Below are 17,925 nucleotides of genomic sequence, written 5' to 3' on the forward strand. Positions count from 1 at the left end.
CATGGGCGCCGCCCAGCCGGACGACGACGTCGTCACCCAGACCATCCACGCCGACGGCGTCGCGATGGTGCAGCTCCTCGGACCGCAGGACCGCCTCCTGCGCATGGTCGAGCGCGAGCACCCCGCCGTCGACGTCCTCGTGCGCGGCAACGAGATCACCCTGCGCGGGTCGGCCTCCGCCGTGCGCGCCGCGCGCGTCCTCGTCGACGAGCTGCTGCAGCTCACGCGCGAGGGGCACGACCTCGGCCCCGCCGACATCGCGACGTCGAACCGCATCCTCGAGCAGGGCGGGCCGCGCCCGAGCGAGGTGCTCGGCGAGGCGATCCTGTCGACCCGCGGCAAGGTCATCCGCCCGAAGACCCTCGGCCAGAAGAAGTACGTCGACGCGATCGACGAGAACACGATCGTCTTCGGCATCGGCCCCGCTGGCACGGGGAAGACCTACCTCGCGATGGCGAAGGCCGTGCAGGCCCTGCAGCGCCGCGAGGTGAACCGCATCATCCTCACGCGCCCCGCGGTCGAGGCGGGGGAGCGGCTCGGCTTCCTGCCGGGAACGCTGACCGACAAGATCGACCCGTACCTCCGGCCGCTGTACGACGCGCTCAACGAGATGATGGACCCCGAGCTCGTGCCGAAGCTCATGGCGAGCGGGACGATCGAGGTCGCGCCGCTCGCGTACATGCGCGGGCGCACGCTCAACGACTCGTTCGTCGTCCTCGACGAGGCCCAGAACACGACCCCCGAGCAGATGAAGATGTTCCTCACGCGCCTCGGGTTCGGCACCCGGATGGTCGTCACGGGCGACATCACGCAGGTCGACCTGCCGGGTGGGACGTCGGGGCTGCGGCTCGTGACGCGCATCCTCGACGGCGTCGACGACATCCACTTCGCACGGCTCTCGAGCGATGACGTCGTGCGCCACACGCTCGTGGGCCGCATCGTCGACGCCTACAGCGAGTACGACGAGAAGCGCGCCGCGCACCGAGCAGAGCTGGACGAGGCGCGCGAGTTCGCGAACCGCGCCGAGCGGCGCGGTGCGTCGCGCACGGGCGGTCCGCGCGACCGCAAGCCGAAGCGGGGGATCCGATGATCGACATCAACAACGAGTCCGCCATCGCGGTCGACGAGAGCGTCCTGCTGCGTCTGACGCAGCACAACCTCGCGCAGCTGCACGTCAGCCCCGACGCCGAGGTCGCGATCGTCCTCGTCGACGAGGGCGCCATGGAGGCGCTGCACGTGCAGTGGATGGACGAGCCCGGCCCGACCGACGTCCTGAGCTTCCCGATGGACGAGCTGCGACCGGGCACCGACGACATGCCGACGCCCGCGGGACTCCTGGGCGACATCGTGCTGTGCCCGCAGGTCGCGGAAGGCCAGGCCGAGAAGGCCGGCCACTCGCTCATGGACGAGCTCATCCTGCTCACGACCCACGGGCTGCTCCACCTGCTCGGGTACGACCACGCCGAGCCGGAGGAGCACCGCGTCATGTTCGGGCTCCAGGATCGGCTCATCGCGAGCTTCGCCGCCGAGGAACGCAGACGCCCGCGCACATGATCGAGACGCTGCTGCTGATCGGGGCCGTCGTGCTCGTCGCGGTCGGGGGCCTCATGTCCGCACTGGACGCCGCGCTGTCGGTCAGCTCGCGGGCCGACCTCGTCGACCTCGCGACCGAGGGCCGCAACGCGCGGTCGCTCGCCCACATCGCCGACGATCCCGACAGCCACGCGAACGCGATCGGCTTCCTGAGGGTGCTCGCGGAGACCGGCGCCGCCGTGTTCGCGACGGTCGCGTTCATCCTCCTCTTCGACAGCGTCTGGTGGGCCGTGCTCGCGACGGTCGTCGTCATGACGGGCTTCTCGTTCGTCGCGGTCGCCTCGAGTCCACGCTCCGCGGGGCGCCGGCATGCGGAGGCGCTGCTGTCCTGGTTCGCACCGCTCGTGCGCGGTGTGCGCATCGTGCTCGGCCCCCTCGTGAAGGCGCTCGTCGTGGTCGGCAACGCGATCACGCCGGGCGGCGGCCGGCGCAGCTTCGAGTCGGAGGACCAGCTGCTGAGCATGGTCGACGAAGCCGCGTCGAACGACCTCATCGAGGCCGACGATCGCGACCTCATCCACTCGGTGTTCGACTTCACCGACCAGGTCGTGCGCGTCGTCATGGTGCCGCGCACCGAGATGGTCACGGTCGAGGCCGACGCCACCGCGCGCGAGGCCATGACGATCTTCCTCCAGCGCGGCATGTCACGCCTGCCGGTGGTCGACGGGGAGATCGACGACGTCGTCGGGGTCCTGTATCTGAAGGACCTCGTCCTGCATGCGTTCCGCGAGGGCGCCGCGTGGCACGAGGGCACGACCGCCCGGGCCCTCGCGCGACCTGCCGTGTTCGTCCCGGAGCAGATGCGCGCCGAGACGCTCCTGCAGCAGATGAAGCGCGACGCCGTGCACGTCTGCATCGTCGTCGACGAGTACGGCGGCGTCGCGGGCCTCGTGACCCTCGAGGACCTCATCGAGGAGCTCGTCGGCGACATCTCCGACGAGTACGACCAGCCGTCGAAGGAGATCGTCGATCTCCCGGACGGCACCTTCCGGGTGAGCGCGAGCCTCGGGCTCGACGAGGTGGGCGAGCTGTTCGGCATCGAGCTCGAGGACGACGACGTGGATTCGATCGGCGGGCTCCTCGGCAAGCACATCGGCCGCGTGCCGCAGCCGGGCGACATGGCCGAGGTCGAGGGCCTCATCCTCACCGGCGGCACCTCGCGCGGCCGCGGACGGGGGATCGCGACCGTGTTCGTCGACCGGAGCTCTGCTCTGCGCGCCGTCGACGAGGTGCGCGGCCGTCACCCGCGCACGGGCGAGCTCGCGCTGCCGGTGACGGTGGAGGTGCCGACCGTGCGCGAGCCGGCGAAGAAGAGCGGCGGCCGGAAGTCCGCGGCGAAGAGGAACGGCGGCCGCTCGGACGACGCCGCGAGGAAGGACGAACCCCATGACTGATTCCCCGGAGCACACGAGCCGGAGCGGGTTCGTGACCTTCGTCGGCCGGCCGAACGTGGGCAAGTCGACGCTCATGAACGCGCTCGTCGGCGAGAAGGTCGCGATCACGAGCGAGAAGCCGCAGACCACGCGCCGTGCCATCCGCGGCATCCTGAACCGCCCCGGCGGTCAGCTCATCGTGGTCGACACGCCGGGCATCCACCGACCGCGCACGCTCCTCGGCCAGCGTCTGAACGACCTCGTCGAGTCGGTGCTCGGCGACGTCGACGTCATCGCCTTCTGCGTGCCCGCGCAGGAGAAGGTCGGACCGGGCGACCGCCGGATCGCCGAATCGCTCGACGGCTATCCTCGCGCGAAGAAGGTCGCGATCGTCACGAAGACCGACGCGTCGTCGCACGAGCAGATCATGGAGCGCCTCCTCGAGGTCGACGCCCTCCGCGAGGACTGGGCCGCGGTCATCCCCCTGTCGTCGATCACCGGAGAGCGCCTCGACGTGCTGACGGATGAGCTGCTCGCCCTCATGCCCGAGGGCCCTGCGCTCTATCCCGATGGAGTCGTCACCGACGAGTCGACCGAGGACCGCGTCGCCGAGATCATCCGGGAGGCCGCGCTTGAGGGCGTGCGCGACGAGCTGCCGCATTCGATCGCCGTGACGATCTCCGACATCGCGCCGCGGGAGGACAATCCCGAGCTGACCGACGTCTGGGCCGACCTCGTGGTCGAGCGAGACAGTCAGAAGGCCATCATCATCGGCCGGAAGGGCACGCGCCTCAAGGAGGTGGGCTCGCGCGCGCGAGCGCAGCTCGAGCCGCTGCTCGGCACGCGGGTGTTCCTCTCGCTTCACGTGCGCGTCGCGAAGGAGTGGCAGCGCGACCCCAAGCAGCTGAGGCGCCTCGGCTTCTGAGGCGACCGCTACGCGAGCCCGGCGTCGCGCGCGATCACGGCCGCGGCCATCCGGCTCGCGACGCCCAGCTTCGCGAGTACGTGCGAGACATGGCTCTTTACGGTCGTCTCCGATACGTGGAGCTCGCGCGCGATCTCGGCGTTGGACCGGCCGGCGCCGAGCCCGACGAGCACCTCGCGCTCGCGCGGCGTGAGCAGGTCGAGCGCGGCGGGAGGCTCTGGCCGCTCCGGTGCGCGTCCGACGCTACGGATGACCCGCAGTGTCACCTCGGGCGCGAGGACGCCCTCGCCGGCCGCCACGCGGCGGACGCCCGCGATGATCTCGTCCGCCTCCGCGGTCTTCAGAAGGTAGCCGGAGGCGCCTGCCGCGAGGGCGCCGTCGACGTAGGCGTCCACCGCGAACGTCGTGAGCACGAGCACGGGGAACCCGCGTGCGGTCAGGGCGGCGGTCGCCTCGATGCCGTCGACGCGCGGCATCCGCACGTCCATCAGCACGACGTCGGGCTCGAGCGCCGCAGCCTGCCGGATGGCCACCTGACCGTCGGCGGCCTCGCCGACGACCTCGATGTCGGAGGCGGCGGACAGGACGGCCGCGATGCCGGCGCGCACCGCTGCATGATCGTCGGCGACGAGGACGCGGATGGTCATGCGGGCGCCCCCGTCGTCCCGGCTGTCGCCGACAGCGGCGCCTCCACCCGCACCCGCCAGCGCGCGTCGACGGGGCCGGCCGAGCCGCGCGCGCCGATCGCCGACCAGCGCCTCTCCATCAGGTCGAGCCCGAGTCCGCGAGCAACCGTCGACGGCGCGCCGACGAGAGGGTTGTCGATCTCCAGCACGGCGACGGACCCGTCTGCGTGCAGCGACGCGTCGACGGCAGCGCCCGGCGCATGGCGAGCGGCGTTGACGATCGCCTCTCGCCCGATCTGCGCGAGCGCGGCCGAGACGTCGGGCGCGAGCGGCGGGCGGTCGGAGGCGACGCGGAGCGCGACGCCGAAGGCGTCGGCGGTGCGCTGAAGGGCGCTCACGGGGTCGTCGGCGGGCGGCAGCGCCGGTTCCTCGCGATCGGCGGCGAGCAGGGAGATCAGCGCACGGAGCTCGGCGAGCGCCTCGCGGCTCGCGGTGCGCACCGCCTCGACGGATGCCCCGGTGCGCGCGTCGAGGCCTCCCCGCGCGCCGAGCGCGCTCGTCTGGAGCGAGATCGCGCTGAGGCGCGCGGCGATCTCGTCATGCAGCGCGGCCGCGAGTCGGGCGCGCTCGGCGCGCACGGCCGCGGTCCGGTCGAGCTCGGCGGCGTGGGCGACGGCGTCGGCGCGCTCGCGCTCGAGGCGGACCAGCGCGTCGCGCTGGCGCACCGATGTGCCCCACGCGATCGGGAGGCCGAGCAGCGCGCCGTAGGTGAGGATGACCGCGACGAGGCCCTCGATCGGCGCGGCGATCGCCAGCGCGGCGAGGACGGCGACGGCGATCGCGAGGACGACGCGCATGCGACGCGCATCGAGCAGGAGCGCGGCCGCGTAGAGCGCGTCGAACATGGCGACGGTCGGCACGAAGGCGATCGAGCCCGACACGAGGTGCACGCTGACGACGAGGATCGCGCCCGCCGTGGCGACAGAGACCGTCGGCAGACGCCGCTTGAGCAGGAGCGGGACGAGGCACGCGACGGCGAGCACCCACGGCATCCAGGGCTGGCCGAGCGGGCGGCCGCCGTCGCCGCCGGGAACGACGCCCGCCCAGGAGGCGACGGCGCCGAGCAGGAGGACGATGCCCGCGTTCGCGAGGTCGCCCGCCGTCGAGCGGTAGCGGACGAAGGGGAGGACCCACTCGTCGAAGGGAGCGCGCGCCATGCTCCCATCCCAGCATCGATCCGGCGGCTCGCCCTCCTCCGAAAGACGGAGACGGCGGCGCGGAGACCGCCACCTTCGGCCGATGCGCGCCTGCGGGCGTCACGCGACGCTGTCGACATGGACATCACGACGATCGGCACCCTCGCGCTGCTCGCCCTCGCCGACTCGACGAGCTTCGGCACGCTGCTCATCCCCCTCTGGCTGCTGCTCGCGAGCTCGCGGCCCCGCCCCTCGCGCATGCTCGCCTATCTCGCGACGGTGGCGGGGTTCTACCTGGCGATGGGCGTCCTGCTGTCGATCGGGGCCCGCCTCCTCCTCGACGGGATCCGGGACTGGCTCGCGTCGGACGGCGGCGCGATCGCGATGCTCGTCGTGGGCGGCGTGCTGCTCGCCGGCGCGATCCTCACCGGGACGAGGAAGGACGCCGGTCCGTCGCCGCGCCTGCTCGCCTGGCGCGAGCGCGCCGTCGGAGCGGAGGACGGGCCCATCCGCCCGCTCATCCTGCTCGCTCTCGCCGCGACGGCGATCGAGATCGCCACCCTGCTGCCGTACCTCATGGCGATCGGGATCATGGACGCCGCCCGGCTGCCGCCCGCCGCGCACCTCGGCCTGCTCGCCTCCTACTGCCTCGTCATGGTGGCCCCCGCGCTCGCGCTCCTCGTGCTGCGCATGGTCGCGCATGCCGCGGTGGAGCCGCTCCTGCGTCGCGTGAACGCCTGGCTCACCCGGCAGGCAGGCGAGATGACCGCCTGGATCATCGGGATCATCGGCTTCCTCCTCGTGCGCGCGGGCACGAGCCACTTCGGGGGCGTGAGCGACGTGTTCGAGCGCCTGCCCGACATCGTCGCGGGCTGAGTTCAGCAGCCTGCTCAGCAACGCGCGTCGCGGTAGACCAGAGTGCTCAGGCAAGAGGGGAAACCCGCGGATCCGACTGTGCACTCTGCGTGTTACGGTAGATGCATGCGCTGTGGCGGTCTGCTTCTTCTTAGCTGCCGCGACGAGATCTCGATCTAGGGCCCCTCGTCGCGGAGCTTTCTGTCGGCCCGATCTCGTCTGCAGAACCCGGAAGAAGCATCGATCATGAAGAACAACCAGAAGCCCAGCGCCATGCCGATCCACCGCTATCGGCCCTTCCACGAGCAGATCGCCGTGGACCTCCCCGACCGCACGTGGCCGGGCAAGCGCATCGAGAAGGCGCCCCGGTGGTGCGCCGTCGACCTGCGCGACGGCAACCAGGCGCTCATCGATCCCATGAGCCCCGAGCGCAAGCGCGTGATGTTCGACCTCCTCGTCAAGATGGGATACAAGGAGATCGAGGTCGGCTTCCCGTCGGCCAGCCAGACCGACTTCGACTTCGTGCGCCAGCTCATCGAAGAGGACCTCATCCCCGACGATGTGACGATCCAGGTCCTCACGCAGGCGCGCGAGCACCTCATCGCCCGCACCTACGAGGCGATCAAGGGCGCGAAGCAGGCGATCGTGCACCTCTACAACTCGACGAGCGTGCTCCAGCGCGAGGTCGTGTTCCGCACCGACAAGCAGGGCATCATCGACATCGCCCTGGCCGGCGCGCGCTGGTGCAAGCAGTACGAGGAGACCGTTCCCGAGACGACGGTCTACTACGAGTACTCGCCCGAGTCGTACACCGGCACCGAGCTCGAGTTCGCTGTCGAGATCTGCAACGAGGTCATGAAGGTGCTCGTGCCGACGCCCGAGCGCAAGATCATCCTCAACCTGCCGGCGACGGTCGAGATGACGACGCCGAACGTGTACGCCGACTCGATCGAGTGGATGAGCCGCCACCTCGACAACCGCGAGAACGTCATCCTGTCGCTGCACCCGCACAACGACCGCGGGACGGCCGTCGCCGCGGCGGAGCTGGGCTACCTGGCGGGCGCCGACCGCATCGAGGGCTGCCTGTTCGGCAACGGCGAGCGCACGGGCAACGTCGACCTCGTCGCACTGGGCATCAACATGTTCACGCAGGGGATCGACCCGCAGATCGACTTCAGCGACATCGACCAGGTCAAGCGCACGGTCGAGTACTGCAACCAGCTGCCGGTTCCCGAGCGCAGCCCGTGGGCCGGCGACCTCGTGTTCACCGCCTTCAGCGGATCGCACCAGGATGCGATCAAGAAGGGCTTCGAGGCCATGGACGCGCAGGCGAAGGCCCAGGGCGTCTCGGTCGACGAGATCGAGTGGGCCGTCCCGTACCTGCCGGTGGACCCGAAGGACCTGGGGCGCTCCTACGAGGCCGTCATCCGCGTCAACTCGCAGTCCGGCAAGGGCGGCGTCGCGTACCTCCTGAAGGCCGACCACGCGCTCGACCTGCCGCGCAAGCTGCAGATCGAGTTCTCCGGCGTCGTCCAGGCGAAGACCGATCAGGAGGGCGGCGAGGTCACGAGCGACCAGATCTGGGCGATCTTCCAGGACGAGTACCTGCCGTCGCCCGTCGACGAGCAGCGCTGGGGCCGGTTCGAGCTGCTCGGAACCCGCTCGAACCGCGACGCGTCGGGTGAGGGCACGCTCTCGGTGACGCTCCGCGACGGCGACGCGACGGTCGAGGCGTCTGCCGCAGGCAACGGACCCATCGCCGCGTTCCTCGAGATCGTGCGCGAGCAGGGCATCGACGTCACGCTCTACGACTACGTCGAGCACGCGATGAGCGCCTCGGCCGACGCGCAGGCGGCCGCCTACGTCGAGCTGCAGGTCGACGGCGAGCGCCTGTGGGGCGTCGGCATCGACGGCGACATCTCGACGGCATCGCTCAAGGCGATCATCTCGGCCGTCAACCGCTCGATCCGCGCCCGCGAGGGCGAGCTCGTCGGCGCCTGATCCGGCGACATCGGAGCGGGTCGGGTCCTTCGGGGCCCGGCCCGCTCCGCATGTGCGGGATCAGTCGTCCTCGCGCGGCCTGGTGATGTCGTCGGGCAGGATGATCGCGCCGGTGTGCCCGAGATCGGCCGCCGCGGGGATGTCGCCGGCGGAGATGACGGGGATCTCGCGCGTCTCGAGAGCGACCCGGCGGCGGTTGAGGCGCCGCTGCTCCGGCAGCGACAGGTCGAACACCACCGCGAGCACGCGGATGATCGTCGTGAGCACGATGCCGAGGATCGCGGCGGCGACGATCGGCAGGCCGAGCGCGTACGAGACCGCGAGCGCGGCGTTGCCGACGACCGCGGCGACCGCGTAGAGCGACCCGACGTGCATGATCGCGACCGGGAGTCCCATCGCGATGTCGCGGATCACGCTGCCGCCGACCGCGGCGCACGCGCCGATGAAGATCGCGGGGATGAGCGGGATGCCGTTCGCGATCGCCTTCGCCGTGCCGAACGCGCCGAACATCCCGATCACGACCGCGTCGAGCATGACGATCACCTTGTTCAGGCGGTCGAAGATGCCCGCGAGCAGCATGCCCACGAGCGACGCGCCCACGGCCGTCACGAGGTACCAGTTGTTCTGGAGGGTCGCGGGGGCGAGTCCGAGCAGGATGTCGCGGATGATCCCTCCGCCCATCCCGATCATCGTGCCGATGATCGCGACGCCGAGGAGGTCCAGTCGCGCGCGCCCGCGGAAGCCCGACGCGAACAGCGCGCCCTGGATGCCGCCGAGGCCGACGGCGAGGAGGTCGGCCCAGAGCGGGATGACGAAGAGCGGCTCGGTCACGCGTCCATCCTCGCGCACAGGCTCGATAATCGAACGGTGCCCACCTATCGAGACGAAGCCGTCGTGCTCCGCACCCACAAGCTGGGCGAGGCCGACCGCATCGTCACGCTGCTGACGAAGCAGCACGGGCGGGTGCGCGCCGTCGCGAAGGGCGTGCGCCGCACCTCGTCGAAGTTCGGTGCGCGCCTCGAGCCGTTCATGGTGGTCGACGCGCAGTTCTACATCGGCCGCAGCCTCGACATCGTGCAGCAGGCCGACTCGCTGGGCGCCTACGGTGCCGACATCGTCGCCGACTACGAGCGCTACACGGCCGCGAGCGCCATGGTCGAGGCGGCCGACCGCGTGAACGAGGCGGAGTCGACGCCGCAGCAGTTCTTCCTGCTCGTGGGCGCGCTGCGCTCGCTGTCGCGCGGCGAGCACGCTCCGAACGCGATCATGGACTCGTACCTGCTGCGCACGATGGCGCTCTCCGGATGGGCCCCCTCGTTCGAGGACTGCGCGCGCTGCGGCGCCGCGGGGCCGCACGACCGGTTCGTCGCGCAGCTGGGCGGCGTCGTGTGCGAGGCGTGCGCGCCGGCCGGCAGCCCCCGCGTGAGCCGGGCCACCCTGAGCCTCCTCGCGGCGCTTCTCGAGGGCGACTGGGAGCGCGTGGACGCCACGCCCGCGGGCGAGCTGTCCGCGGCCTCCGGTCTCGTCGCGGCGTACGCGCAGTTCCACCTCGAGCGCGCCATCCGCTCGTTCAGCCACGTCGAGAAGCACCGTTGACGACCCCGCGAGAGAGCACATGAGCCCCAAGCCCTACACCCACCCCGACGCCGAGCCGTACAAGCCCCTCGACTGGACGGGGCTCCAGCCGCCGGCGTTCGCCGGTCCCGTGCCGCACCATGTCGCGATCGTCATGGACGGCAACGGCCGCTGGGCGAACCGGCAGGGCCTGCCGCGCGTCGAGGGTCACCGACAGGGCATCGAGCAGCTGCTCGACGTCGTCGCGGGCGCGGTGCAGGCGGGGGTGAAGCACCTGTCGGTCTACGCGTTCTCCACCGAGAACTGGAAGCGCTCGCCCGAGGAGGTGCGCTTCCTCATGAACTTCAGCCGGATCGTGCTGCACCGCTACCGCGACCAGCTCAACGAGTGGGGTGTGCGCATCCGCTGGGCCGGGCGCAAGCCGCGACTGTGGGGCTCCGTCATCAAGGATCTGCAGGAAGCCGAGAAGCTCACGGCCTCCAACAAGACGATGACCTTCACGATGTGCGTGAACTACGGCGGCCGGTACGAGATCGTCGACGCCGTGCGCGAGCTCGCGGAGGAGGTCAGGGCCGGGCGGCTCAAGCCGTCGGCGATCTCGGAGAAGTCGATCGCGAAGCGGCTCTACGTGCCCGACATGCCGGACGTCGACCTCTTCGTGCGCTCGAGCGGAGAGCAGCGCACGTCGAACTTCATGCTCTGGGAGGCCGCGTACGCCGAGATGGTCTTCCTCGACCGCCTCTGGCCGGACTTCACGCGCGAGGACCTGTGGGAGGCCATCCGCATCTTCCACAGTCGCGACCGGCGGTACGGCGGGGCGGTCGACGCGCCGAAGGCGTGAGGGGAATGCCGACGCGTCGCGGCCCGTTGCATCCGGTGTGACGGATGCGATCAAGATCGACGTGTGGAGCGACATCGCCTGCCCCTGGTGCTACATCGGCAAGCGGAACCTGGAGACCGGGCTCGCGGAGGTGGCCGGCGACGACGACGCGCCGCGCGTCGAGGTGACGTTCCACTCGTTCGAGCTCGCGCCCGACACCCCCGTGGACTTCGACGGCTCCGAGCTCGACTTCCTCGTCGGCCACAAGGGCATGGCGCGAGAGCAGGTCGAGCAGATGCTCCAGCGCGTGACGGATGTCGCGGCGGGGGCGGGGCTCGCGTACCGGTTCGACATCCTCCAGCACACGAACACGGTCAAGGCGCACGAGCTCATCCACCACGCGAAGGCGAACGGACGGCAGCTCGAGGTGACCGAGCGCCTCATGCAGGCCTACTTCACCGAGGGGCGCCACGTCGGGCGCATCGACGACCTCGTCGACATCGCGGCGGAGGCGGGGCTCGATCCGGATGGCGCGCGCGAGGCCCTCGAGTCGGGTCGCCACCTGCCCGACGTCCGTCGGGACCAGGAGCAGGCCCGCGCATACGGCATCAACGGCGTGCCGTTCTTCGTGATCGACGGGAAGTACGGCGTGAGCGGCGCTCAGCCGCCGCAGGCGTTCGCGCAGGTCGCGCGCCAGGTGTGGGCCGAGCGCCGTGCGGCGGGAGAGCCCGCCGCCTGATCAGCGGGGGAGCGCGGCCTCGATCGCCTCGACGATCTCGGGCGCGTCCGGCTTGACCGGCGGCCGGAACCGGCGCACCTCTCCCGAGGGGAGCACGAGGAACTTCTCGAAGTTCCAGGCGACCGGCCCGGCCAGGCCCACGCCGTCGCGGGTCTTCTTGAGCGCCCTGTAGAGCGCAGCGGCATGCGCGCCGTTGACGTTCACCTTCTCGTGGATCGGGAAGCTGACGCCCCACGTCGTGGCGCAGTAGTCGAGGATCTCCTCGAGCGACCCCGGCTCCTGGCCGAGGAACTGATTGCACGGGAAGCCGAGCACCGTCAGGCCCCGGTCGCCGTAGGTCCGCTGGAGCGCCTCGAGCTGCTCGTACTGCGGCGTGAGGCCGCACTTCGACGCGACGTTGACGACGAGCAGGACACCGTCGCCGTAGTCGGCGAGCGTCTTCTCGACGCCGTCCGCGTCGCGGAACGGGATACGGCGGAGATCATCGGGGGCGGTCATGGCCCCAGCCTAAGACGGCTGTGCACACTCGGCTCCGCCTCGGCTGGGGTCTGGAAGAATCGAGGGGTGACCACCGTCCTCACCCCTGCGCGCACGCTGCGGATCGGCCCGCTCGACATCGGCGTGCCCGTCGTGCTCGCCCCCATGGCCGGCATCACCAACACGGCGTTCCGCCGGCTGTGCCGCGAGTACGGCGGCGGCCTCTACGTCAGCGAGATGATCACGTCGCGCGCGCTCGTCGAGCGCAACGCCGCGACGATGCGCCTCATCCGGCACCACGAGTCCGAGAAGCCGCGCTCGATCCAGCTGTACGGCGTCGACCCCCAGACGATCGCGGCCGCCGCGCGGATCATCGCCGAGGAGGACAGGGCCGACCACATCGACCTGAACTTCGGCTGCCCGGTGCCCAAGGTCACGCGCAAGGGCGGCGGGTCCGCTCTGCCCTGGAAGCTCGGCCTTTTCCGCGACATCGTCGAGCAGGCGGTCGAGGCCGCCGGCCACATCCCGCTCACGGTGAAGATGCGCAAGGGCATCGACGCCGATCACCTCACGTATCTCGATGCGGGCCGCATCGCGGAGGACGCGGGCGCCGCCGCCGTGGCGCTGCACGCGCGGACGGCGTCGGAGTTCTACTCGGGCCACGCCGACTGGTCGGCGATCGCGAAGCTCAAGGAGGCCGTGACGAGCATCCCCGTGCTCGGCAACGGCGACATCTGGTCGGCCGACGACGCCGTGCGGATGATGGACGAGACCGGGTGCGACGGGGTCGTCGTCGGGCGAGGGTGCCTCGGGCGTCCGTGGCTGTTCGGCGACCTCGCGCGCGCGTTCGGGGCGCGAGGATACTCGGCGAGCGGAGCGAGCGGCCTCCGGTCGTTGAGCGAGCGCAGCGAGGCGAAGCACTCGGCGAGCGGAGCGAGCGGCCTCCGGTCGTTGAGCGAGCGCAGCGAGACGAAACGCGAGGTCGACGCGACCCTCGGGTTCGTCGCACAGGCCTTCCGCCGCCACGCGGAGCTGCTCGTCGAGTTCTTCGACGACGAGGATCGCGGATGCCGCGACATCCGAAAGCACGTCGCCTGGTACTTCAAGGGATACCCCGTGGGCGGCGACCTGCGTGCGCGACTGGCGACGGCGTCGAGTCTCGCCGAGATCGACGACCTGCTCGCCGAGCTCGACCACGACGCACCGTATCCGGGCGAGGCCGCGGAGGGCCAGCGCGGTCGCGCGGGCACGCCCAAACGCCCCGTGCTGCCCGAGGGATGGCTCGACTCGCGCGAGCTGGGCGAGGCCGCGAGCTGCGAGCTGCGCGAAGCGGAGCTGGACACCAGTGGCGGCTGAGGGCACGGGCGCCGCGCCCCGCCCCGCCGGCTACACGGACGCCGATGCCGAGCGCTTCCACCGCGAAACGCATCGCTCGCAGCGCGATGACTTCGCGCGCGACCGTGCGCGCGTGCTGCACTCCGCTGCGCTGCGGCAGCTCGCCGCGAAGACGCAGGTGCTGAGTCCCGCGAGTCCCGCGGACTTCGCGCGCAACCGCCTCACCCACTCGCTCGAGGTCGCGCAGGTCGGGCGCGAGCTCGGCACCGCGCTCGGGCTCGCGGAGGACGTCGTGGACGCGGCATGCCTCAGCCACGACCTGGGTCATCCGCCCTTCGGGCACAACGGCGAGAAGGCGCTCAACGAATGGGCGTCCGAGATCGGCGGGTTCGAGGGCAACGCGCAGAGCCTGCGCATCCTCACCCGGCTCGAGTCGAAGGTGCTCGACGACGAGCGCTCCTACGGGCTCAACCTGACCCGCGCGACGCTCGACGCCGCCTGCAAGTACCCGTGGACGGTCGCCGACCCGGTGGCCGATCCGGGCGGGCGCCTGAAGTTCGGCGTGTACCCCGAGGACGAGGACGTGTTCCGCTGGCTGCGCGAGGGCGCCCCGGCCAAGGAGCGCTGCATCGAGGCGGAGGTGATGGACCTCTCCGACGACATCGCGTACTCCGTGCACGACTTCGAGGACGCGGTGGTGAACGGGTACCTCGATCTCGCCCACGTCAGCGATCCGGTCGCGCACCATCCGCTCATCGGCCAGGTGCAGCAGTGGGTCGGATACGACTACCCGCGTGACGAGCTCGCCGACGCCCTCTACCGCCTCACGCGCATCCCGATGTGGATGCGCGCCTTCGATCGCTCACGGCGCGACCTGGCCCGCCTGAAGAACCTCACGAGCGATCTCATCGGCCGGTTCGCCCGCGCCGCGGTGGACGCGACGCGTGCGGCCTACCCCGCGGCGTCGCTCACGCGATACGGCGGCCACGTCGTGGTTCCGCGCGAGATCGAGGTCGAGATCGCCGTGCTCAAGGGCCTCATGGGCGCGACGATCGTGACGATCGACGAGCGCCGGCACATCTACGCCGAGCAGCGGCGCGTGCTCAAGCGCATCGCAGACGCCCTGGTCTCGACGGACGCGCTGTGGTCGACCGGCGCCGACGCCCTCGAGCCGGCGTTCGCGGCCGACTTCCTCGCCGCCGACAGCGACGCCGCGCGCACCCGCGTGGTCGTGGACCAGGTCGCCTCCCTGACCGATCAGACCGCCGTCGCGTGGCACAACCGGCTCGTCGGCGAGGTCGACCCCGCCGAGGTCGGCATCTGGGCCCCTCGTCACGCGCGCCGCGGGGCGCCGTCGAAGGCCGCGCGCGCGTCGCAGGTGGCCTGATGCCGCGCATCCGGCAGGCCGACGTCGACGAGGTCAAGGCCCGGACGAACATCGCCGACATCATCGGGGAGCGGGTCGCGCTGAAGTCCGCGGGCGTGGGGTCGCTCAAGGGGCTCTGCCCCTTCCACGACGAGAAGAGCCCGAGCTTCCACGTGCGCCCTCAGGTGGGCTTCTACCACTGCTTCGGCTGCGGCGAGTCGGGCGACGTCTACACCTTCCTGCGCGAGATGGACCACGTCTCGTTCACGGAGGCCGTGGAGAAGCTGGCCGCGCGCATCGGCTACACGCTGCACTACGAGGACGGCGGGCCCGCGCCCGAGACGAGCGGCCGCGCACGCCTGTTCGCCGCGAACGCCGCCGCTGCGGAGTTCTTCCGCGCGCAGCTCATGTCGCCCGAAGCGGATGCCGCGCGCCGCTTCCTGGGGGAGCGCGGGTTCGATGCGGGCGCGGCGGCGCACTTCGGTGTCGGATACGCCCCCAAGGGCTGGGACCACATGCTCGACGCGCTCACGGCGAAGGGCTTCACGCGCGAGGAGCTGACGACGGCGGGGCTCGTCTCCACGAATCAGCGCGGAGGCGTCTACGACCGGTTCCGCGGGCGCGTGATCTGGCCCATCCGAGATGTGACCGGCCAGACCGTCGGGTTCGGCGCCCGCAAGCTCTACGACGACGACCAGGGCCCGAAGTACCTCAACACCCCCGAGACGCCCATCTACAAGAAGTCGCAGGTGCTCTACGGCCTGGACCTCGCGAAGCGCGACATCTCGCGCGGCGACCCTCGGCGGGTCGTGGTCGTCGAGGGCTACACCGACGTCATGGCGTGCCACCTCGCGGGCGTCACGACCGCGATCGCGACGTGCGGCACGGCCTTCGGGGCCGAGCACGTCACGGTGCTGCGCCGCGTCATGGGCGACTCCTCTGCCTCGGGCGAGGTGGTGTTCACCTTCGACGGAGACGCCGCAGGCCAGAAGGCCGCCATCCGCGCCTTCACCGACGCGAAGAGCTTCAACGCGCAGACCTTCGTCGCGGTCGCCCCCGACGGACTCGATCCGTGCGACCTGCGCCTGCAGCGAGGCGACGGTGCGGTGCGCAGTCTCGTCGACCACAAGGTCCCGATGTTCGAGTTCGTGATCGACCGCGCCGTCTCGCGGTTCGACCTCGGGACGGTGGAGGGCCGTGTCGGCGCCCTGCGCGCCGCGGCGCCCATCGTGGCCGAGATCCGCGACCGGCTTCTGCGCCCCGGCTACGAGCGCGTCCTCGCCCGGCGACTGGGCATGGATCCGACCGACGTCCACGGGGAGGTCGAGCGCGCCGCACGGCAGACGTCGGGCGACGCGCAGCGCCGCCCGGAGCCGGCCCGGACAGAGGTGCCCGAGAGTGAGGCCGCGCCCGTGGTGCGCGTGTCGCTCGCGACGCTGCCGCGCGGCACCGACACGGCCATCGAGCGCGACGCGCTCACGGGCATCCTCCAGTACGGGCACCGCGTCGAGCCGAATCTCCTGCATCGCGCGCTCTCCCTGCCGTTCCGCACGCCGGCGCTCGAGGCGGTGCGGGTGGCGGTCGAGGCCGTCGACCGCACGAAGATCGGATGGTCGGTCGCCGCGGTCGAGATGGTGCGGGAGCCCTACCGCTCGCTCGCGGCCGAGCTCATCACGCGCGACTTCCCGGCGCTCAACGAGGAGCGCGCCGTGCTCTCGGTGAACGATCTGTGCCGTCGCATCGTCCTGCGGGCGATCGATGCCGAGAAGAACGAGCTGCTCGGAGCGGTGCAGCGGGTGGCTCCCGAGTCCGAGGAGGGCCGCGCCGTGCGCGTGCGGCTGCGCGATCTCGACATCGAGCGGCGCCAGCTGCTCGACGAGTCCTAGACGGCAAGGCAGGATGGAACAATGCGCGTGCCCGACGACACCGAGAACGCCGTCCGCTGTGTCGACCTGAGCGTGTCCCGCTCGGGCCGCGGCCAGGCCATCCGCGCCGTGGACGGCGTGACCGCGACGCTTCCCGTCGGCGGGACCCTCTGCGTCTCGGGCCCGACCGGCTCGGGCAAGTCGAGCCTGGCCTCCGTCCTCGCCGGCACGCGCGACCGCTCGATCGCCGTGTCGGGAGGCGACGCGTTCGTCACGGGCATCTCGGTGCGCCGCCCCGGTCGCGCGCACCGCGTGCTGACCTATCGCACGGGCTACGTGCCGCAGGGCGGGGGAGCCGCCCTGCCGTCGCGCCTGACCGTCTCCGAGGTCATCACGGAGCCGATCACGTCACGAGACCGGCGCGTGAATCAGCGGGCCCTCGCGGTGCGCGTGGCGGCGCTGCTCGACGAGATGCACCTGCCGCTCGGCGCGGCCTCGAAGTTCCCGTACGAGCTGAGCGCCGGCATGCGCCAGCGCGTCGCGTTCGCGCGCGCGCTCATCCTCGATCCGCGGGTGCTCATCGCCGACGAGCCGCTCGCCAACATCGGGCTCGAGGTGCGGCACGTCATCTTCGACGCGATCATCCGCCGTCAGCAGGAGTGGGGGATGGCCGCGCTGCTCGTGACGAACGATGCGGACCTCGCGCGCGAGCTCGACGCCGATCGCCTCATCCTGCGCTCGGGGCACGTGGTGGCCGCCGGCGACGCCGAGCATCTGGACTGGACGCCGGGCATGAAGAGCACCGAGACGCTGCTCATCGCGTGACGACACGCCCGCGTGCACGGCTCGGTTTCCGTGTGCGCTCGCGCGTTTGCTAAGCTAGGGGAGTTGCCCCGCGGGGCGGCGAGTGATCCTCGGTAGCTCAATTGGCAGAGCAGCCGGCTGTTAACCGGCAGGTTCTTGGTTCGAGTCCAAGCCGGGGAGCGACAGGCCCTCACCCTTCGGGGTGGGGGCCTTTTGCGTGTCCGGCTCAGGCGATCCCTCACCCGTCATCAGCCACAGCTTGTTGACCTGCGTGCGCAGCACGATGCGGTTCACGACCTCGACGTAGTTCCGAGGCATCGACCCGCTTTCCCAACCTGCCCACAGGTTCTGCGAGAGGTTGCACTCGCGCTCCGC

The 17,925-nt window shown here is 71.2% G+C and carries 17 protein-coding genes and 1 tRNA gene; 14 read left to right on the forward strand and 4 right to left on the reverse strand.

Annotated elements, in window-relative coordinates:
- Window position 1 precedes the first annotated feature (1 nt).
- The 4 genes from ACWXWW_RS01995 to era are packed head-to-tail and all read left to right on the forward strand — an operon-like array spanning window position 2 to window position 3,891.
- A complete protein-coding gene (locus tag ACWXWW_RS01995; RefSeq protein ID WP_455968548.1) occupies window positions 2–1,090 on the forward strand; it encodes a PhoH family protein in 1,089 nt (362 codons plus the stop codon).
- Window positions 1,087–1,554 (forward strand): rRNA maturation RNase YbeY, encoded by a 468-nt coding sequence (ybeY, locus tag ACWXWW_RS02000; RefSeq protein ID WP_271171902.1) that lies wholly within the window; start codon window positions 1,087–1,089, stop codon window positions 1,552–1,554. Before ACWXWW_RS01995 ends, ybeY begins: the two co-directional genes overlap by 4 nt.
- Window positions 1,551–2,987, forward strand: a complete 1,437-nt coding sequence (locus ACWXWW_RS02005; RefSeq protein WP_271171901.1) for a hemolysin family protein — start codon at window positions 1,551–1,553, stop codon at window positions 2,985–2,987. The genes ybeY and ACWXWW_RS02005 overlap by 4 nt, the downstream gene beginning before the upstream one ends.
- Window positions 2,980–3,891 carry a GTPase Era gene (gene era / locus ACWXWW_RS02010; protein ID WP_271171900.1) on the forward strand — a complete coding sequence of 304 codons (912 nt, stop codon included), beginning with the start codon at window positions 2,980–2,982 and terminating at the stop codon, window positions 3,889–3,891. Before ACWXWW_RS02005 ends, era begins: the two co-directional genes overlap by 8 nt.
- Window positions 3,892–3,899: 8 nt before the next feature.
- Here the strand turns inward: era and ACWXWW_RS02015 are convergent, their stop codons facing one another.
- Window positions 3,900–4,538, reverse strand: coding sequence for a response regulator (locus tag ACWXWW_RS02015; RefSeq protein ID WP_271171899.1), 639 nt, complete (start codon window positions 4,536–4,538; stop codon window positions 3,900–3,902).
- Window positions 4,535–5,734, reverse strand: coding sequence for a sensor histidine kinase (locus tag ACWXWW_RS02020; protein WP_455968441.1), 1,200 nt, complete (start codon window positions 5,732–5,734; stop codon window positions 4,535–4,537). The genes ACWXWW_RS02015 and ACWXWW_RS02020 overlap by 4 nt, the downstream gene beginning before the upstream one ends.
- A gap of 117 nt (window positions 5,735–5,851) precedes the next feature.
- Here ACWXWW_RS02020 and ACWXWW_RS02025 point away from each other — a divergent pair, with 117 nt between their 5' ends.
- Window positions 5,852–6,589: a GAP family protein gene (locus ACWXWW_RS02025; protein ID WP_455968442.1), complete on the forward strand. Its 738-nt coding sequence runs from the start codon at window positions 5,852–5,854 to the stop codon at window positions 6,587–6,589.
- 225 nt (window positions 6,590–6,814) lie between these two features.
- Window positions 6,815–8,569 (forward strand): 2-isopropylmalate synthase, encoded by a 1,755-nt coding sequence (gene leuA / locus ACWXWW_RS02030; protein WP_421075828.1) that lies wholly within the window; start codon window positions 6,815–6,817, stop codon window positions 8,567–8,569.
- 60 nt (window positions 8,570–8,629) lie between these two features.
- Here the strand turns inward: leuA and ACWXWW_RS02035 are convergent, their stop codons facing one another.
- Window positions 8,630–9,400 carry a trimeric intracellular cation channel family protein gene (locus tag ACWXWW_RS02035; RefSeq protein WP_271171895.1) on the reverse strand — a complete coding sequence of 257 codons (771 nt, stop codon included), beginning with the start codon at window positions 9,398–9,400 and terminating at the stop codon, window positions 8,630–8,632.
- 36 nt (window positions 9,401–9,436) lie between these two features.
- On the opposite strand from ACWXWW_RS02035, the gene recO reads away from it, so the two are divergent.
- From recO to ACWXWW_RS02050, 3 genes are read left to right on the forward strand one after another with little or no spacing between them, the layout of a single operon-like run.
- Window positions 9,437–10,165 carry a DNA repair protein RecO gene (gene recO, locus ACWXWW_RS02040; RefSeq protein ID WP_282977771.1) on the forward strand — a complete coding sequence of 243 codons (729 nt, stop codon included), beginning with the start codon at window positions 9,437–9,439 and terminating at the stop codon, window positions 10,163–10,165.
- 19 nt (window positions 10,166–10,184) lie between these two features.
- Complete coding sequence (locus tag ACWXWW_RS02045; protein WP_282977770.1) at window positions 10,185–10,985, forward strand: isoprenyl transferase; 801 nt, start codon at window positions 10,185–10,187, stop codon at window positions 10,983–10,985.
- Between the two features lie 37 nt (window positions 10,986–11,022).
- Complete coding sequence (locus ACWXWW_RS02050) at window positions 11,023–11,703, forward strand: DsbA family oxidoreductase (RefSeq protein WP_271171892.1); 681 nt, start codon at window positions 11,023–11,025, stop codon at window positions 11,701–11,703.
- Here ACWXWW_RS02050 and ACWXWW_RS02055 read toward each other — a convergent pair whose 3' ends face one another.
- Window positions 11,704–12,201, reverse strand: a complete 498-nt coding sequence (locus tag ACWXWW_RS02055; protein ID WP_271171891.1) for a glutathione peroxidase — start codon at window positions 12,199–12,201, stop codon at window positions 11,704–11,706. It lies immediately after the preceding gene.
- A gap of 66 nt (window positions 12,202–12,267) precedes the next feature.
- On the opposite strand from ACWXWW_RS02055, the gene dusB reads away from it, so the two are divergent.
- The 5 genes from dusB (at window position 12,268) to ACWXWW_RS02080 (ending at window position 17,730) form a co-directional block, all read left to right on the forward strand.
- Window positions 12,268–13,536, forward strand: coding sequence for a tRNA dihydrouridine synthase DusB (gene dusB / locus ACWXWW_RS02060; protein ID WP_455968444.1), 1,269 nt, complete (start codon window positions 12,268–12,270; stop codon window positions 13,534–13,536).
- Window positions 13,526–14,902: a deoxyguanosinetriphosphate triphosphohydrolase gene (locus tag ACWXWW_RS02065; protein ID WP_271171889.1), complete on the forward strand. Its 1,377-nt coding sequence runs from the start codon at window positions 13,526–13,528 to the stop codon at window positions 14,900–14,902. The genes dusB and ACWXWW_RS02065 overlap by 11 nt, the downstream gene beginning before the upstream one ends.
- Window positions 14,902–16,767 (forward strand): DNA primase, encoded by a 1,866-nt coding sequence (dnaG, locus tag ACWXWW_RS02070; protein WP_421075825.1) that lies wholly within the window; start codon window positions 14,902–14,904, stop codon window positions 16,765–16,767. Before ACWXWW_RS02065 ends, dnaG begins: the two co-directional genes overlap by 1 nt.
- Window positions 16,768–16,788: 21 nt before the next feature.
- Window positions 16,789–17,571 (forward strand): ATP-binding cassette domain-containing protein, encoded by a 783-nt coding sequence (locus tag ACWXWW_RS02075; RefSeq protein WP_271171887.1) that lies wholly within the window; start codon window positions 16,789–16,791, stop codon window positions 17,569–17,571.
- Window positions 17,572–17,657: 86 nt separating this feature from the next.
- A tRNA-Asn gene (locus tag ACWXWW_RS02080) sits at window positions 17,658–17,730 on the forward strand.
- Window positions 17,731–17,925 lie beyond the last annotated feature (195 nt).

The organism is Microbacterium sp. KNMS (assembly GCF_053851835.1).

What these genes read in the sequence shown, in the direction of transcription:
- ACWXWW_RS01995 (WP_455968548.1), top strand. Translation starts at nt 2, where the DNA reads ATGGGCGCCGCCCAGCCGGACGACGACGTCGTCACCCAGACCATCCAC.
- ybeY (WP_271171902.1), top strand. Translation starts at nt 1,087, where the DNA reads ATGATCGACATCAACAACGAGTCCGCCATCGCGGTCGACGAGAGCGTC.
- ACWXWW_RS02005 (WP_271171901.1), top strand. Translation starts at nt 1,551, where the DNA reads ATGATCGAGACGCTGCTGCTGATCGGGGCCGTCGTGCTCGTCGCGGTC.
- era (WP_271171900.1), top strand. Translation starts at nt 2,980, where the DNA reads ATGACTGATTCCCCGGAGCACACGAGCCGGAGCGGGTTCGTGACCTTC.
- ACWXWW_RS02015 (WP_271171899.1), bottom strand. Translation starts at nt 4,538, where the DNA reads ATGACCATCCGCGTCCTCGTCGCCGACGATCATGCAGCGGTGCGCGCC.
- ACWXWW_RS02020 (WP_455968441.1), bottom strand. Translation starts at nt 5,734, where the DNA reads ATGGCGCGCGCTCCCTTCGACGAGTGGGTCCTCCCCTTCGTCCGCTAC.
- ACWXWW_RS02025 (WP_455968442.1), top strand. Translation starts at nt 5,852, where the DNA reads ATGGACATCACGACGATCGGCACCCTCGCGCTGCTCGCCCTCGCCGAC.
- leuA (WP_421075828.1), top strand. Translation starts at nt 6,815, where the DNA reads ATGAAGAACAACCAGAAGCCCAGCGCCATGCCGATCCACCGCTATCGG.
- ACWXWW_RS02045 (WP_282977770.1), top strand. Translation starts at nt 10,185, where the DNA reads ATGAGCCCCAAGCCCTACACCCACCCCGACGCCGAGCCGTACAAGCCC.
- ACWXWW_RS02055 (WP_271171891.1), bottom strand. Translation starts at nt 12,201, where the DNA reads ATGACCGCCCCCGATGATCTCCGCCGTATCCCGTTCCGCGACGCGGAC.
- dnaG (WP_421075825.1), top strand. Translation starts at nt 14,902, where the DNA reads ATGCCGCGCATCCGGCAGGCCGACGTCGACGAGGTCAAGGCCCGGACG.
- ACWXWW_RS02075 (WP_271171887.1), top strand. Translation starts at nt 16,789, where the DNA reads ATGCGCGTGCCCGACGACACCGAGAACGCCGTCCGCTGTGTCGACCTG.